Origin of the sequence: Salmonella sp. 32120201201600049SM, from assembly GCF_017572835.1 — a bacterium.
Classification (GTDB): Bacteria; Pseudomonadota; Gammaproteobacteria; order Enterobacterales; family Enterobacteriaceae; genus Salmonella; species Salmonella enterica.
On the sequence record NZ_JAGESA010000002.1, the window covers coordinates 255,022 to 270,119 of the forward strand.

At 53.2% G+C, this 15,098-nt stretch carries 13 protein-coding genes; 7 read left to right on the forward strand and 6 right to left on the reverse strand.

Translation table 11 applies throughout. The features are described from left to right. Window positions 1-99 precede the first annotated feature (99 nt). The 4 genes from J4650_RS07200 to syd form a co-directional block, all read right to left on the reverse strand. Window positions 100-549, reverse strand: coding sequence for a flavodoxin (locus J4650_RS07200; protein WP_000807731.1), 450 nt, complete (start codon window positions 547-549; stop codon window positions 100-102). A gap of 18 nt (window positions 550-567) precedes the next feature. Then, window positions 568-1,350, reverse strand: coding sequence for a tRNA pseudouridine(65) synthase TruC (gene truC, locus J4650_RS07205; RefSeq protein WP_000890028.1), 783 nt, complete (start codon window positions 1,348-1,350; stop codon window positions 568-570). Then, window positions 1,350-1,679, reverse strand: coding sequence for a YqcC family protein (locus tag J4650_RS07210; RefSeq protein WP_001582196.1), 330 nt, complete (start codon window positions 1,677-1,679; stop codon window positions 1,350-1,352). Before J4650_RS07210 ends, truC begins: the two co-directional genes overlap by 1 nt. Before the next feature lie 609 nt (window positions 1,680-2,288). Next, window positions 2,289-2,834: a SecY-interacting protein gene (gene syd, locus J4650_RS07215; protein WP_000343990.1), complete on the reverse strand. Its 546-nt coding sequence runs from the start codon at window positions 2,832-2,834 to the stop codon at window positions 2,289-2,291. Window positions 2,835-2,902: 68 nt separating this feature from the next. Here syd and queF point away from each other — a divergent pair, with 68 nt between their 5' ends. From queF to xni, 5 genes are all read left to right on the forward strand, one after another. Continuing rightward, window positions 2,903-3,751 (forward strand): NADPH-dependent 7-cyano-7-deazaguanine reductase QueF, encoded by an 849-nt coding sequence (queF, locus tag J4650_RS07220; RefSeq protein WP_023993971.1) that lies wholly within the window; start codon window positions 2,903-2,905, stop codon window positions 3,749-3,751. A gap of 112 nt (window positions 3,752-3,863) precedes the next feature. After that, window positions 3,864-5,228: a nucleotide 5'-monophosphate nucleosidase PpnN gene (ppnN, locus tag J4650_RS07225; RefSeq protein ID WP_000627973.1), complete on the forward strand. Its 1,365-nt coding sequence runs from the start codon at window positions 3,864-3,866 to the stop codon at window positions 5,226-5,228. A 564-nt stretch (window positions 5,229-5,792) separates the two neighbouring features. Further along, window positions 5,793-7,082, forward strand: a complete 1,290-nt coding sequence (gene sdaC / locus J4650_RS07230; RefSeq protein ID WP_000450462.1) for an HAAAP family serine/threonine permease SdaC — start codon at window positions 5,793-5,795, stop codon at window positions 7,080-7,082. A 58-nt stretch (window positions 7,083-7,140) separates the two neighbouring features. Further along, a complete protein-coding gene (sdaB, locus tag J4650_RS07235; protein ID WP_000626384.1) occupies window positions 7,141-8,508 on the forward strand; it encodes an L-serine ammonia-lyase II in 1,368 nt (455 codons plus the stop codon). 169 nt (window positions 8,509-8,677) lie between these two features. After that, window positions 8,678-9,433 carry a flap endonuclease Xni gene (gene xni, locus J4650_RS07240; RefSeq protein ID WP_023993970.1) on the forward strand — a complete coding sequence of 252 codons (756 nt, stop codon included), beginning with the start codon at window positions 8,678-8,680 and terminating at the stop codon, window positions 9,431-9,433. A 91-nt stretch (window positions 9,434-9,524) separates the two neighbouring features. Here xni and fucO read toward each other — a convergent pair whose 3' ends face one another. Continuing rightward, on the reverse strand, window positions 9,525-10,673 hold the full coding sequence (fucO, locus tag J4650_RS07245; protein ID WP_000013565.1) for a lactaldehyde reductase: 1,149 nt from the start codon (window positions 10,671-10,673) through the stop codon (window positions 9,525-9,527). A 16-nt stretch (window positions 10,674-10,689) separates the two neighbouring features. Next, the gene (fucA, locus tag J4650_RS07250) at window positions 10,690-11,337 is read right to left on the reverse strand and encodes an L-fuculose-phosphate aldolase (RefSeq protein WP_000440828.1); all 648 of its coding nucleotides are present in this window, start codon (window positions 11,335-11,337) and stop codon (window positions 10,690-10,692) included. A 555-nt stretch (window positions 11,338-11,892) separates the two neighbouring features. On the opposite strand from fucA, the gene fucP reads away from it, so the two are divergent. Together fucP and fucI are read left to right on the forward strand one after the other, a co-directional pair. After that, window positions 11,893-13,209: an L-fucose:H+ symporter permease gene (gene fucP / locus J4650_RS07255; RefSeq protein ID WP_000528625.1), complete on the forward strand. Its 1,317-nt coding sequence runs from the start codon at window positions 11,893-11,895 to the stop codon at window positions 13,207-13,209. Window positions 13,210-13,240: 31 nt separating this feature from the next. Continuing rightward, on the forward strand, window positions 13,241-15,016 hold the full coding sequence (fucI, locus tag J4650_RS07260) for an L-fucose isomerase (protein WP_000724126.1): 1,776 nt from the start codon (window positions 13,241-13,243) through the stop codon (window positions 15,014-15,016). Window positions 15,017-15,098 lie beyond the last annotated feature (82 nt).

The window sequence follows — 15,098 nt, forward strand, 5'->3', positions numbered from 1 at the left end:
ACGATTCAGTTACTTTACACTGTGTACAGGTCGTGATTTTGCTTACTGGCAACGCAAGCAAACGAAAAGGTACCCTCCCGTAGGGGGGAGGGATTTACCTCAGGAAAGTAAAGTTCCCCAGTTTTCAACCCAGGGATTGGACTGGCTCTCCGGCTCCGGATGTTCGCTGGCGTCAATGAATAACATCTCCCCCACCCGCTGCGCGCTTTGCTCTTGCAACAGGGCATCAAACTGTTTGCCGCCATTACAGAAATTGGGGTAGCTGCTATCACCTAGCGCAATCACCCCGTAACGCAGGTTTGGCTGAAAACCCAACGTATCTTTAATGCCGTGAAAGAGCGGCGCAATGCTATCCGGTAGATCGCCCTGCCCGGTCGTCGAGGTAACGACCAGCGCAACCTTATCCTGATATTGCTGCCAGTCGGACAGTTCAGGATCTTCAAACACGATCGCGCTGTGCCCCTGTCTGGCGAGGATCGCTTCCGCTTCTTCCGCCACCAGCAGTGAGTTGCCATACATGGTCCCGACAAAAATACCAATTTCTGCCATTATGCGTATCTCCCTGAATTATGCCTGATGAGTCTCATCCTGCCGGGACGCCGCCGTAAACTCAACCCTTTCATTGTCAGGGAGAAGTCCACGCCAGCCAAACTGTGTCAGCGCCTGCATCCAGGTTTCATCCAACCCGGCCTGAATTATCAACGGCTGTCCGGTGAAGGGGTGCGTCAGCTCAAGCCGACTGGCATGAAGCATCAGGCGACGACAGGCAAAATGCTCTGCGGCGCTGCGGTTTTGTCGCAAATCGCCATGTTTACTGTCGCCGATGATAGGATGACGCAGATGCGCCAGATGACGACGGAGCTGGTGCTTACGTCCCGTTTTTGGTTCTAGCTCAACCAGACCATAACGCGTGGTGGGATAACGCCCGGTCGGTACCGCCATTTCGACCGTCGCCAGTCCGCGATACTGCGTTACAGCCGGCTGGGGCGCTTTATCTTCGCGGGCGAATTTATCGGCAATTTTATCGCGCTCTTCCACCAGCGGATAATCCAGTACCGCGTCATCCATCAGCCAGCCGCGCACAATGGCATGGTAGCGTTTACGGATGTGGTGCTGCTCGAACTGCTGCGCCAGACGGCGTCCCGCTTCGCTGGACAGCCCCATTAACAGTACGCCCGACGTGGGTCTGTCGAGACGGTGGGCGGTAAAAACATGCTGGCCGATTTGGTCGCGCACCGTTTGCATGACCACAACTTTTTCGTCGCGATCCAGCCAGCTCCGGTGAACAAGCCAGCCTGCGGGTTTATTCACGGCGACCAGCCACGGGTCTTGATAGAGGATCTCCAGCATCAGGATTCATCGCGGGCGAATAGCGCATCCAGATCCTGCAAAACCGCCAGGATCGCCTCCCGCTGCGGATGATCCGCCGCCAGCGCCATTTCATAATAAGGGGCGACGGCAAACGCCTCGGGCAGCGGCTGCGCATTATCAAGTAGGGTATGCATACGTGGGATCAATACCCATTGCAGCCATTCCAGCGGTTCCATGGTATCCATAAAAAATGGTTGGGTGCTGGTAAACAGGTGCGCCTGCGGCGCATCCAGCCGCCAGTGGCGATGCTCGCGCAACAGCGTTTCAAGCGCATGTAACTGCTGACGCACACGGTCATGAGTCGTCATGTTAAAACCTCAATGATGAAAATCTGGCGCGCAGAATAACAAAAAAAGGGAGCACTGTATAAACAGTGCTCCCGGTTCGTTTCGCAGCATTCCAGCTACTTTTCGTGCTCCCTGCTCATCCGTGACAACTTTTCCTGTGACCTTACGGCCTGTTCATCCTGAACGTTTGCATCCTGCGCACATCGCCCGATGTGATAGCTTCTTCCTGAAGCGTCCCTGGTCATCCAGACCCGCCGAACATCCTGATCGGCTCTCGTTCTCCGTCCTGGAGGTGTCCTTTAATGCATCCTGCGCTTTCCACTTTGCTTCATCCTGAAGCCTTTCCTTGTAACACCATCCTGGCGTGTCCTGCTGAAGCGTCATCATCCTGACGTTCGCTTCGTTGTACGACTCCCTGTCGACGAAGATAGAATCGCCTGTTTCACCTTGTCTTACAAGACGCTTACAGACAATACCTTAAGTAAATTTTCATATGAAAGTGCGCAAAAACATTTTAATTAGTTGTTTTATATAGACTTACATAAGAAAACGGGGCTCGGTATCCGCTGATATCCTGGCGATCTCCTACAGACTTTGTAAGAGATCTCTCACACCTGTTAGGGCAAACGATTACAGAAGAGGATTAAGTTGCGTAAGGAATTCCGCAAGCGTTGCGGCAAGAACGGTACGATTGCGGGTGCCCAGCGTTTCTTTAATCACCTCGCCGGACAGATTACAGACCGAAATGACCTCAAGCTCATTTTCCTGCGTCGCAATAAAAAGCGTGGGAGGAAGCTTGAGCCGCTTTTGCGTGACCAGGTGGCCTATCAGATTTTCCTGCACGCGCCGAAAGTCATCCTGACTCCAGGTTTGCAGTAGCGTAAGCTTTTCATCCGCAAACTGCGCGGGCATGTCGCCAGCAAACTGCGTGGTGTAAAACGCGTGGAGCGCAGGTTGTACCATAATATCAAAGGCGCGTTCAACCGCGTTTACATTTTCTTCGCCTTCAAAAGGCTGCGGCTGCCAGTAAACGGCATCGCGGGTTGAAGAAATAATGCACGGAGAAGGTACGCCATACAGTTCTTCGCTCAACGGCCAGCTACCGTGTTTTTCTTGCCACGCGTCGCAGTAACGCGTCGTAAAGGCTTTCAATGCCTGCGCTGTCAGTTCGTCCACCAGTTTCTCTCTTCATAAAAGCCAGGATACACTTGGCGCATAGTGTATCTGGTTTATGACGGTGAAACATGTCTTCTTATGAAAAGCATCAGGCTCTTGATGGCCTGACTCTCGGAAAATCAACGGATTACCGGGACAATTATGACGCCAGCCTGCTGCAGGGCGTACCGCGCAGTTTGAATCGTGACCCGCTCGGATTAACAGCCGATAATTTGCCGTTCCACGGCGCGGATATCTGGACGTTGTATGAACTTTCCTGGCTTAACAGCCAGGGTCTTCCGCAGGTCGCCGTCGGGCATGTCGAACTGGATTACACCAGCGTTAATTTAATCGAATCCAAAAGTTTTAAACTGTATCTGAACAGCTTTAACCAGACGCGCTTTGACACCTGGGAGACGGTGCGCCAGACGCTGGAGCGCGATCTGCGCGCCTGCGCGCAGGGCAACGTTAGCGTGAAGCTTCATCGTCTTGATGAGCTGGAAGGACAGCCTGTCGCCCATTTCCACGGCACCTGTATTGACGATCAGGATATCAGTATCGACAACTACCAGTTTACTACCGACTATCTGCAACATGCGGTCAGCGGCGAGAAGCAAGTAGAGGAGACGCTGGTCAGTCATCTGTTGAAATCCAACTGCCTGATCACCCACCAACCGGACTGGGGCTCGATACAAATTCAGTATCGCGGGCGCAAAATCGACAGGGAAAAACTGCTGCGTTATCTGGTCTCCTTCCGTCACCATAATGAATTTCACGAGCAGTGCGTAGAGCGTATTTTCAATGACATTCTGCGCTTCTGCCAGCCGGAAACGTTAAGCGTTTATGCGCGCTATACCCGCCGCGGCGGGCTGGACATTAATCCCTGGCGCAGCAATACCGATTTCCTGCCCGCCACGGGCAGGCTGGCGCGACAGTAATTTTTTTGTCAATTTTGCGTGCCGGATTGCGCATGTAAGGTTGTGAAAGGTCATCAGCCAGGGCTATTGTAATCAACAGGGAATGGCGTGTTGCGTCCCATAAGGAGTTTACTTGATTACACATATTAGCCCGCTTGGCTCAATGGATATGTTGTCGCAACTGGAAGTGGACATGCTGAAACGCACGGCCAGTAGCGACCTGTATCAACTGTTTCGTAACTGTTCACTTGCCGTTCTTAACTCCGGCAGCCTGACCGACAACAGCAAAGAGCTGCTGTCCCGCTTTGAAAATTTCGATATTAACGTACTGCGCCGCGAGCGCGGCGTGAAGCTGGAATTGATTAATCCGCCTGAAGACGCCTTTGTTGACGGGCGGATTATTCGTGCGCTACAGGCTAACCTGTTCGCGGTGCTGCGCGACATTCTCTTTGTGAATGGGCAGATCCATAATGCTGGTCGTTTCCAGCATCTGGATCTTGAAAGCTCAACACATATCACCAATCTGGTGTTCTCCATTTTGCGCAACGCCCGGGCGCTGCACGTCGGCGAAGCGCCAAACATGGTGGTATGCTGGGGCGGCCACTCAATTAACGAAAACGAGTACCTGTATGCCCGTCGCGTCGGCACGCAGTTGGGATTACGCGAGCTGAACATTTGCACCGGCTGCGGCCCTGGGGCGATGGAAGCCCCCATGAAGGGCGCGGCGGTCGGTCACGCGCAACAGCGTTATAAAGACAGCCGCTTTATCGGCATGACTGAACCTTCCATTATTGCGGCTGAACCGCCTAACCCGCTGGTGAACGAACTGATCATCATGCCGGATATCGAAAAACGCCTGGAAGCGTTCGTCCGTATCGCACACGGTATCATCATCTTCCCGGGCGGCGTGGGTACGGCGGAAGAGCTGCTTTATTTGCTGGGAATTCTGATGAATCCAGCCAATAAAAATCAGGTGCTGCCGCTGATCCTGACCGGACCAAAAGAGAGCGCCGATTACTTCCGCGTGCTGGATGAGTTTATTACCCATACGCTGGGCGAAGCGGCCCGCCGTCATTACCGCATCATCATTGACGATGCGGCGGAGGTAGCGCGACTGATGAAGAAAGCGATGCCGCAAGTGAAAGAGAATCGCCGCGATACCGGCGACGCCTATAGTTTTAACTGGTCGATGCGTATTGCACCGGATCTGCAGGTACCGTTTGAACCGTCGCATGAGAATATGGCCAACCTGAAACTGTACCCGGATCAGCCGGTTGAGATTCTGGCGGCGGATCTGCGGCGCGCCTTCTCCGGTATTGTCGCGGGGAACGTGAAGGAGGTCGGGATACGCGCCATTGAAGCTAATGGTCCGTATAAAATCCACGGCGATCGAGAGATGATGCGTCGCATGGACGATCTGCTGCAGGGATTCGTCGCGCAGCATCGTATGAAATTGCCAGGTTCCGCCTACATCCCCTGTTACGAGATCTGCGCTTAGCGCTTATGCCCGGTTGCCGCCAGCAGCCGGGCGCTTCTCCCATTCCTTTCATTGCGGTATGGCAATTAACGTATGCCTTCATTTTTTATGATGATCATCAGAGGCATAGCCCGCATTGTTTTATAAACACCATTTATAATTCATCATAAATAGATTGTCAGGCAAACGTTTACCTCACTCCTCTTACCGTGATTTATCGGTCCAAACTCTTATTCTTCGCCAGAATCCACTAAAAACCTTGATTTTTATAGTCAAACCTCCGTATCTTGCGCCCCAATCTTTCCGGCCTTATATCGTTAATGGTAGCCTTCGCGCCCGGAAATTCGTTATGACGTTTTTTTAATAGATTAATGGTCCAAATTTATCCATGTAAGAAGCGGATTATTGCATTTGAGATCGGGATCACTGATAGATTCATCACTTAAATGTATCTTTCCGCCCGAAAATTATTACGGCGAAAAATTATATAAAAAGCGTCCCTAAGCAGATTTCATTTTACGATCAGGTCTTTTTTCATTGGATTAGACCAGCAACCTGATTTTTAGCATCCTCCAGGAGAAATAGATGGAAACCACTCAGACCAGCACGATTGCTTCGATTGACTCTCGAAGCGCATGGCGCAAAACGGATACCATGTGGATGCTGGGCCTTTACGGCACGGCTATCGGCGCGGGCGTTCTGTTCCTGCCGATCAACGCAGGCGTCGGCGGCATGATTCCGCTCATCATCATGGCGATTCTCGCTTTCCCGATGACCTTTTTCGCACACCGTGGTTTAACCCGCTTCGTGCTGTCCGGTAAAAATCCGGGTGAAGACATCACTGAAGTCGTTGAGGAACACTTCGGTATCGGCGCAGGTAAACTGATTACCCTGCTTTACTTCTTCGCGATTTACCCCATCCTGCTGGTTTACAGCGTGGCGATTACTAATACCGTGGAAAGCTTCCTGACCCACCAGTTAGCGATTAATCCGCCGCCGCGGGCGATTCTTTCCCTGATCCTGATTGTTGGCATGATGACCATCGTGCGCTTCGGCGAGCAAATGATCGTTAAGGCGATGAGTATCCTGGTATTCCCGTTCGTCGCTGCGCTGATGCTGCTGGCCTTGTACCTGATCCCGCAGTGGAACGGCGCGGCGCTGGAAACTCTGTCCTTTGATTCCGCCGCGTCTACCGGTAACGGTCTGTGGATGACGCTGTGGCTGGCGATTCCGGTGATGGTTTTCTCTTTCAACCACTCCCCGATCATCTCCTCCTTCGCGGTTGCGAAGCGTGAAGAGTACGGTGAAGGCGCTGAGAAGAAATGTTCTAAAATTCTGGCCTTCGCCCACATCATGATGGTGCTGACCGTGATGTTCTTCGTCTTCAGCTGCGTGCTGAGCCTGACGCCGGCAGATCTGGCAGCGGCAAAAGAGCAGAACATCTCTATTCTGTCTTACCTGGCGAACCACTTTAACGCGCCGATCATCGCCTGGATGGCGCCGATCATTGCGATGATTGCTATCACCAAATCCTTCCTCGGCCACTACCTGGGCGCGCGTGAAGGCTTTAACGGGATGGTGATTAAATCGCTGCGTGGTAAAGGTAAATCCATCGAAATCAACAAACTGAATAAAATTACCGCGCTGTTCATGCTGGTCACCACCTGGATTGTGGCGACGCTGAACCCCAGCATCCTGGGCATGATTGAAACCCTGGGCGGCCCGATCATCGCGATGATTCTGTTCCTGATGCCGATGTATGCCATCCAGAAAGTACCGGCAATGCGTAAGTACAGCGGTCATATCAGCAACGTATTCGTTGTGATTATGGGCCTGATTGCCATCTCCGCTATTTTCTACTCACTGTTCAGCTAAGTCCTTTAGCGCCGCTTACCGCGGCGCTTCTCTATGATACAACCGCAATGGATGCCCTATGATTAGCGTATTCGATATTTTTAAAATCGGCATTGGCCCTTCCAGTTCTCACACCGTCGGACCAATGAAAGCAGGCAAGCAGTTCACGGACGATCTGATTGCCCGCCATATTCTTACAGATGTCACCCGCGTCGTGGTGGATGTCTACGGCTCTCTGTCATTGACGGGTAAAGGCCACCACACTGATATCGCCATTATTATGGGCCTGGCGGGGAATCTGCCGGACACCGTCGATATCGACGCCATTCCGTCCTTTATCCAGGATGTGAACACCCATGGGCGTTTACTACTGGCCAATGGGCAGCATGAAGTCGAATTTCCGGTCGATAAGTGCATGAATTTCCACGCCGACAACCTGTCTCTGCATGAGAACGGGATGCGTATTACCGCGCTTGCGGGCGATAAGGTGCTCTACAGCCAAACCTACTACTCCATCGGCGGCGGCTTTATCGTCGATGAAGAGCACTTTGGTTTGACGAATAGCGAACCCGTTAACGTACCGTACCCTTACAAAACCGCCGCGGATTTACAGCGCCACTGCCAGGAGACGGGTTTGTCGCTCTCCGGTCTGATGATGCAAAACGAACTGGCTCTGCACAGTAAAGAAGCGCTGGAGCAGCACTTCGCCAGGGTCTGGGAGGTAATGCGCAGCGGTATTGAGCGCGGTATCACCACCGAGGGCGTATTGCCGGGCAAACTGCGCGTTCCGCGTCGCGCGGCGGCGCTGCGTCGGGTGCTGGTCAGTCAGGATAAGACCACCACCGATCCGATGGCGGTCGTCGACTGGATCAATATGTTCGCGCTGGCAGTGAACGAAGAGAATGCCGCAGGCGGACGAGTAGTCACTGCGCCGACTAACGGCGCATGTGGTATTGTGCCGGCGGTGCTGGCGTACTATGACAAGTTTATCCGCGAAGTAAATGCTAACTCACTTGCTCGCTATATGCTGGTCGCCAGCGCGATTGGCTCGCTGTATAAGATGAACGCCTCTATTTCCGGCGCCGAAGTGGGTTGTCAGGGAGAGGTCGGCGTGGCCTGTTCCATGGCGGCAGCGGGTCTGGCCGAGCTGCTGGGCGGTAGTCCGGCGCAGGTGTGTATCGCCGCAGAAATCGCCATGGAGCACAATCTGGGGTTAACTTGCGATCCGGTTGCCGGTCAGGTACAGGTTCCCTGCATTGAGCGTAACGCAATTGCTTCAGTCAAAGCGGTCAACGCCGCGCGTATGGCGCTGCGCCGTACCAGCGAACCGCGCGTATGCCTCGATAAAGTGATTGAGACCATGTACGAAACCGGTAAAGACATGAACGCTAAGTACCGCGAAACTTCGCGCGGCGGCCTGGCGATGAAGATCGTTACCTGCGATTAATTCTCAGCACATTTTAGGATCTGTAGGCCGGATAAGGCGCTCGTCGCCATCCGGCTTTGTTGCCTGATGTCGCTTCGCTTATCAGGCCTACGGATAGCGCTATTTCGCAATGCTCGCCTCCCCCCGCCGTGAATGTTACCCTACGCGCAGGTTTGTAAGGGAGAACACCGTGGCTGCTCATCTGCTTATCGTCGACGCGCTCAATTTGATTCGCCGTATTCACGCCGTTCAGGGATCGCCCTGTGTGGAAACCTGCCAACACGCGCTCGATCAATTGATTATTCACAGCCAGCCAACCCATGCCGTAGCGGTATTTGATGACGACGCGCGCAGTAGCGGCTGGCGTCATCAGCGTTTGCCGGACTACAAAGCAGGACGTCCGCCGATGCCTAACGATTTACATAATGAAATGCCCGCCCTACGCGCCGCATTTGAACAGCGCGGCGTACGCTGTTGGGCATCAGACGGTAACGAAGCGGACGATCTGGCGGCGACGCTGGCGCTAAAAGTTACCGAAGCCGGACACCAGGCAACCATTGTGTCAACCGATAAAGGCTATTGCCAGTTGCTCTCTCCGGGATTGCGCATTCGCGACTACTTCCAGAAACGCTGGCTGGACGCGCCGTTTATTGAAAAAGAGTTTGGCGTACTTCCCCGGCAGTTGCCGGATTACTGGGGTCTGGCAGGAATCAGTAGTTCGAAAGTCCCCGGCGTTGCCGGTATCGGCCCTAAAAGCGCGACCCAGCTGTTGGTTCAGTTTCAAAATCTGGAGGGAATTTACACCCATCTGGACGAGGTGCCGGAAAAGTGGCGCAAAAAGCTTGAGACGCATAAAGAAATGGCATTTCTTTGCCGCGATATTGCACGTCTGCAAACCGATTTACATATCGACGGAAACTTACAGCAGCTACGGCTGGTACGGTAGTTTTGTTGCCGGATGGCGGCGTGAACGCCTTATCCGGCCTACAGAACTGCACGAAATGTAGAGCGGATAAGCGCAGCGCCATCCGGCAAAATTACCAGGCGGTATGATACAGTTCGACAATGTCCGCCAGACTCGCTTCACGCGGATTGCCGCCCGTACAGACATCATCGAACGCCGCCTGCGCCAGCGCCGGGATATCCTCTTTTCGAACGCCGACATCACGCAAATGCAGCGGAATTCCCACATCGCGATTTAGCGTAAATACGGCTTCCACTGCGGCATTACGCGCCTCTTCAAGGCTCAATCCTTCTACCTTCACCCCCATCGCCCGGGCGATATCACGGAATTTCTCGTTGGTAGACCCGGCATTGAAACGCATCACATGCGGAAGCAAAATAGCATTCGCGACGCCGTGCGGCGTGTTGTAAAACGCGCCCAGCGGATGCGCCATCCCATGCACCAGCCCCAGCCCCACATTGGAAAACCCCATCCCGGCAACGTATTGCCCCAGCGCCATTGCCTCACCGGCCTCTTTTTCTCCGGCCACGGCGCCGCGCAGCGCACCCGCAATAATCTCAATGGCTTTGATATGTAATGCATCCGTCAGCGCCCATGCGGCCCGGGTAATATAGCCTTCAATAGCATGGGTTAGCGCATCCACGCCCGTTGCCGCTTTCAGCGCGGGTGGCATACCGTCCATCATATCGGCATCGATAAATGCCGCCTGCGGAATATCATGCGGATCGACACAAACGAATTTGCGCCGTTTCTCTTCATCGGTAATCACATAATTGATAGTGACTTCCGCCGCGGTTCCCGCCGTTGTCGGGATCGCCATAATCGGCACGCTGGGTTTACGGGTCGGCGATAGCCCTTCCAGACTGCGCACATCGGCAAATTCCGGATTGTTACTGATAATACCGATCGCTTTGCAGGTATCCTGCGGAGAACCGCCGCCAATGGCGATGAGATAGTCCGCGCCACTTTGGGTAAAGACCTTAAGCCCTTCCTGGACAACGGAAATCGTAGGATTAGGGATCACGCCCGCATAGATCTCCCACGCCAGCCCTGCGGCATCCATTCTGCTTGTCACTTTATCGACCACACCGCATTGCACCAGCGTTTTATCGGTAACAATCAGCGCTTTATGATAACCGCGGCGCGTCACCTCATCGGTTAATGCGTCCACCGCTCCCCGGCCAAACCATGCCGTTTCATTCAGAATCATTCTGTTCGCCATCGCCTGTCTCCTGACATCACTCTTCAATACGTAATCCGTAAGTTTTAAATTTCTCCAGTACGATAGCGATCGCCTCGTCATCCAGTACCGGTACCGGATCGACAATGGCCAGCGTACTTAAATAGAGCTGCGCCAGCACTTCCACTTCATGCGCCAGCCACAACGCTTTGTCTAAATTTTCTTCACAAGCGATAAGCCCGTGATGCTGTAACAGCGTCGCTTTACGATTTTTAAGCGCCACGGCAACATGGTCAGAAAGTTCGCGGGTGCCAAAAGTGGCGTAGGGCGCGCAGGGAATAGAGTTTCCTCCTGCGGCGGCAATCATGTAGTGAATCGCCGGAATCGGGCGATTCAGGATCGAGACTGCCGTACAATGGACAGCGTGGTTATGTACCACGGCATTGGCGTCAGGGCGCGTCTGGTATGCCGCCATATGAAAACGCCACTCGCTGGAAGGCAGCTTGCCCTGCTCATGCTGACCGTCAGCATCAATAAAGACAATGTGCGACTCTGTCAGCTTCTCGTAGGGGATCCCCGTCGGCGTAATCAGCATTCCGCCCTGATAACGTACGCTCACGTTACCTGCCGTCCCCTGATTTAACCCTAACCGCGTCATTTCCAGACAGGTATCAATAATCTGCCGCGCCAGTCTATTTCGTTCCATTATTTACCTCTCTCTGTGATTCAAAATGAGACAACAAAACCGCCTTTCGCATCGCGCTGCTGTCCTGTTGAAATAATCGAATAGTTAGCAACTATCATCATACTGAATAAAGAGAAGGGAATTTAAATAACGATATTTTGTGATTCACATCAATTAATTCGCCACGATAAACCAGACGACTACCGTTTCTCTCGCCGATAAATGCCCGCTCTTAATAATATTTTTTAAAACGGGCAAAAATGAAGAATAAGTTACTACTGCCCGTTTTCGTGGCAATAATTTAATTCGGGCATTCAGTCTGTGGTTTTTTAAATTAAACATCTCAAACGGTCATTTTTTTATGGAAATTAAAGTGATGATAATCACAGAACGCTCTGCTCTCAGGTATAAATGTGACCGCCATCATATTAAAAGGCCTTTTTTATTTGAAAATGACTCCATGAGTTCATTCCGGACGCCAATTTATTACCGGTAAGAAAAGCGAACTCACCTAATTTTACGGTCTGGTGACCAGAACCGACCGCACGCAAAAGCTTCTGAACCGATGAGGATGCTATGGGAAACACAACAATACAAACACAGAGTTTTCGTGCTGTGGATGCAGAGCAAAGCAAGAGCAAGCGCTACATTATTCCATTCGCCTTACTTTGCTCGCTATTTTTTCTGTGGGCCGTCGCCAATAATCTGAATGACATTTTATTACCGCAGTTTCAACAAGCTTTTACGCTAACTAACTTCCAGGCCGGGCTTATTCAGTCAGCGTTTTATTTCGGTTATTTCGTCATTCCAATTCCTGCTGGGATTCTGATGAAAAAACTCAGTTATAAAGCAGGGATTATCACCGGGCTTTTTTTGTATGCTGTTGGCGCCGCATTATTCTGGCCTGCCGCCGAGATAATGAATTACACATTATTTTTAATTGGCCTGTTTATCATCGCCGCCGGTTTGGGCTGCCTTGAAACTGCAGCCAACCCTTTTGTTACGGTATTAGGTCCAGAAAGCGGCGGACATTTCCGGCTTAATCTGGCGCAAACTTTTAACTCCTTTGGCGCTATTATCGCCGTTGTGTTTGGGCAAAGCCTTATTTTGTCTAACGTGCCGCATCAATCGCAAGAAGCGCTTGATAAAATGACGCCGGATCAGCTTAGCGCCTATAAACACAGCCTGGTGTTATCGGTACAAACGCCATACATGATTATCGTCGCCATCGTATTAGTAGTTGCGCTGCTGATTATGCTGACCAAATTTCCGGCCCTGCAAAGTGACGATCATAGCGATGCTAAACAAAGCTCTTTCTTATCTTCTCTCTCCCGACTCATCCGTATCCGCCACTGGCGCTGGGCGGTGCTGGCGCAGTTCTGCTACGTGGGGGCGCAAACCGCCTGCTGGAGCTATCTGATCCGCTACGCCATTGAGGAGATCCCTGGAATGACACCCGGTTTCGCCGCCAATTACCTGACCGGCACGATGGTGTGCTTCTTTATCGGCCGTTTCACCGGGACCTGGCTTATCAGCCGCTTCGCGCCGCATAAAGTGCTGGCCGCCTACGCCCTGCTTGCCATGCTCCTGTGTCTGATTTCCGCCTTTAGCGGCGGACATATCGGCCTGCTGGCGCTGACGTTGTGTAGCGCATTTATGTCAATCCAGTACCCGACCATCTTCTCGTTGGGTATCAAAAATCTGGGACAGGACACTAAGTACGGCTCGTCTTTTATCGTCATGACCATTATTGGCGGCGGTATTGTCACGCCAGTAATGGGCTTCGTTAGCGACGCCGCAGGCAAAATCCCGACCGCCGAACTGGTTCCGGCATTGTGCTTTGCCGTCATCTTCATTTTTGCCCGTTTCCGTTCACAAGCGGCGACAAACTGAACATTTATCCGAATAACGTGAGGAATCTGTCATGAAAAAAATCAGCTTACCGAAAATCGGTATCCGCCCGGTGATTGATGGACGTCGTATGGGCGTACGCGAGTCGCTCGAAGAGCAAACCATGAACATGGCGAAAGCGACGGCGGCGCTCATCACCGAGAAAATCCGCCACGCCTGCGGGGCTCAGGTGGAGTGCGTCATTGCGGATACCTGTATTGCCGGAATGGCGGAATCCGCCGCCTGTGAAGAAAAATTCAGCAGCCAGAACGTGGGCGTGACCATTACCGTTACGCCGTGCTGGTGCTATGGCAGCGAAACCATTGATATGGACCCGATGCGTCCGAAAGCCATCTGGGGCTTTAACGGCACAGAGCGTCCTGGGGCGGTTTACCTTGCCGCGGCGCTGGCGGCGCACAGCCAGAAAGGCATTCCAGCGTTCTCCATTTATGGCCATGACGTGCAGGATGCCGACGATACCTCCATTCCTGCCGACGTCGAAGAAAAACTGCTGCGTTTTGCGCGGGCAGGGTTAGCGGTAGCCAGTATGAAAGGCAAAAGCTACCTCTCCGTCGGCGGCGTGTCGATGGGGATCGCGGGTTCCATTGTCGATCATAACTTCTTTGAATCCTGGCTGGGCATGAAGGTGCAAGCGGTAGATATGACCGAACTGCGCCGCCGTATCGATCAAAAAATTTATGATGAGGCCGAACTGGAGATGGCGCTGGCGTGGGCGGATAAAAACTTCCGCTACGGCGAAGATCAGAACGCCTCGCAGTATAAGCGCAATGAAGCCCAGAACCGCGCGGTGCTAAAAGAGAGCCTGCTGATGGCGATGTGTATTCGCGATATGATGCAGGGCAACAAGACGCTGGCGGACAAAGGGTTAGTTGAAGAATCGCTGGGCTACAACGCCATTGCCGCCGGCTTTCAGGGCCAGCGCCACTGGACCGATCAATACCCGAATGGCGATACCGCCGAAGCGCTGCTCAATAGCTCTTTTGACTGGAACGGCGTACGCGAACCGTTTGTCGTCGCCACCGAAAATGACAGTCTGAACGGCGTAGCGATGCTGTTTGGCCATCAACTCACTGGTACCGCGCAGATATTCGCCGACGTACGAACCTACTGGTCGCCGGAAGCCGTAGAACGCGTCACCGGCCAGGCGCTCAGCGGACTGGCGGAGCACGGCATTATTCACCTGATTAACTCCGGTTCTGCCGCTCTGGACGGTGCCTGTAAACAGCGCGACAGCGAAGGCAAGCCGACCATGAAACCGCACTGGGAAATCAGCCAACAAGAGGCGGATGCGTGTCTGGCGGCCACCGAATGGTGCCCGGCGATTCACGAATACTTCCGCGGCGGCGGCTACTCATCCCGTTTCCTGACCGAAGGCGGCGTACCATTCACCATGACCCGCGTGAATATCATCAAAGGCCTGGGGCCAGTACTGCAAATCGCCGAGGGCTGGAGCGTCGAACTGCCGAAAGCGATGCACGATCAGCTTGATGCCCGCACCAACTCTACCTGGCCTACTACCTGGTTTGCGCCGCGTCTTACCGGCAAAGGCCCGTTTACCGATGTCTATTCGGTGATGGCGAACTGGGGCGCTAACCACGGCGTACTCACCATCGGCCATGTAGGGGCGGACTTTATTACTCTCGCCGCGATGCTGCGTATCCCGGTATGTATGCACAACGTGGAGGAGGCGAAGATCTACCGTCCTTCCGCCTGGGCGGCTCACGGTATGGATATCGAAGGCCAGGATTATCGCGCCTGCCAGAATTATGGCCCGCTGTATAAACGTTAATGCGGCTTAGCCCGGTGGCGCAGGCTTACCGGGCCTACGGGCGCGTGAACCGTAGGCCGGATAAGCGTAGCGCCATCGGGCG

Coding starts and splice junctions, on each gene's coding strand:
- J4650_RS07200 (WP_000807731.1), bottom strand. CDS start 549: ATGGCAGAAATTGGTATTTTTGTCGGGACCATGTATGGCAACTCACTG.
- truC (WP_000890028.1), bottom strand. CDS start 1,350: ATGCTGGAGATCCTCTATCAAGACCCGTGGCTGGTCGCCGTGAATAAA.
- J4650_RS07210 (WP_001582196.1), bottom strand. CDS start 1,679: ATGACGACTCATGACCGTGTGCGTCAGCAGTTACATGCGCTTGAAACG.
- queF (WP_023993971.1), top strand. CDS start 2,903: ATGTCTTCTTATGAAAAGCATCAGGCTCTTGATGGCCTGACTCTCGGA.
- sdaC (WP_000450462.1), top strand. CDS start 5,793: ATGGAAACCACTCAGACCAGCACGATTGCTTCGATTGACTCTCGAAGC.
- sdaB (WP_000626384.1), top strand. CDS start 7,141: ATGATTAGCGTATTCGATATTTTTAAAATCGGCATTGGCCCTTCCAGT.
- fucO (WP_000013565.1), bottom strand. CDS start 10,673: ATGGCGAACAGAATGATTCTGAATGAAACGGCATGGTTTGGCCGGGGA.
- fucA (WP_000440828.1), bottom strand. CDS start 11,337: ATGGAACGAAATAGACTGGCGCGGCAGATTATTGATACCTGTCTGGAA.
- fucP (WP_000528625.1), top strand. CDS start 11,893: ATGGGAAACACAACAATACAAACACAGAGTTTTCGTGCTGTGGATGCA.
- fucI (WP_000724126.1), top strand. CDS start 13,241: ATGAAAAAAATCAGCTTACCGAAAATCGGTATCCGCCCGGTGATTGAT.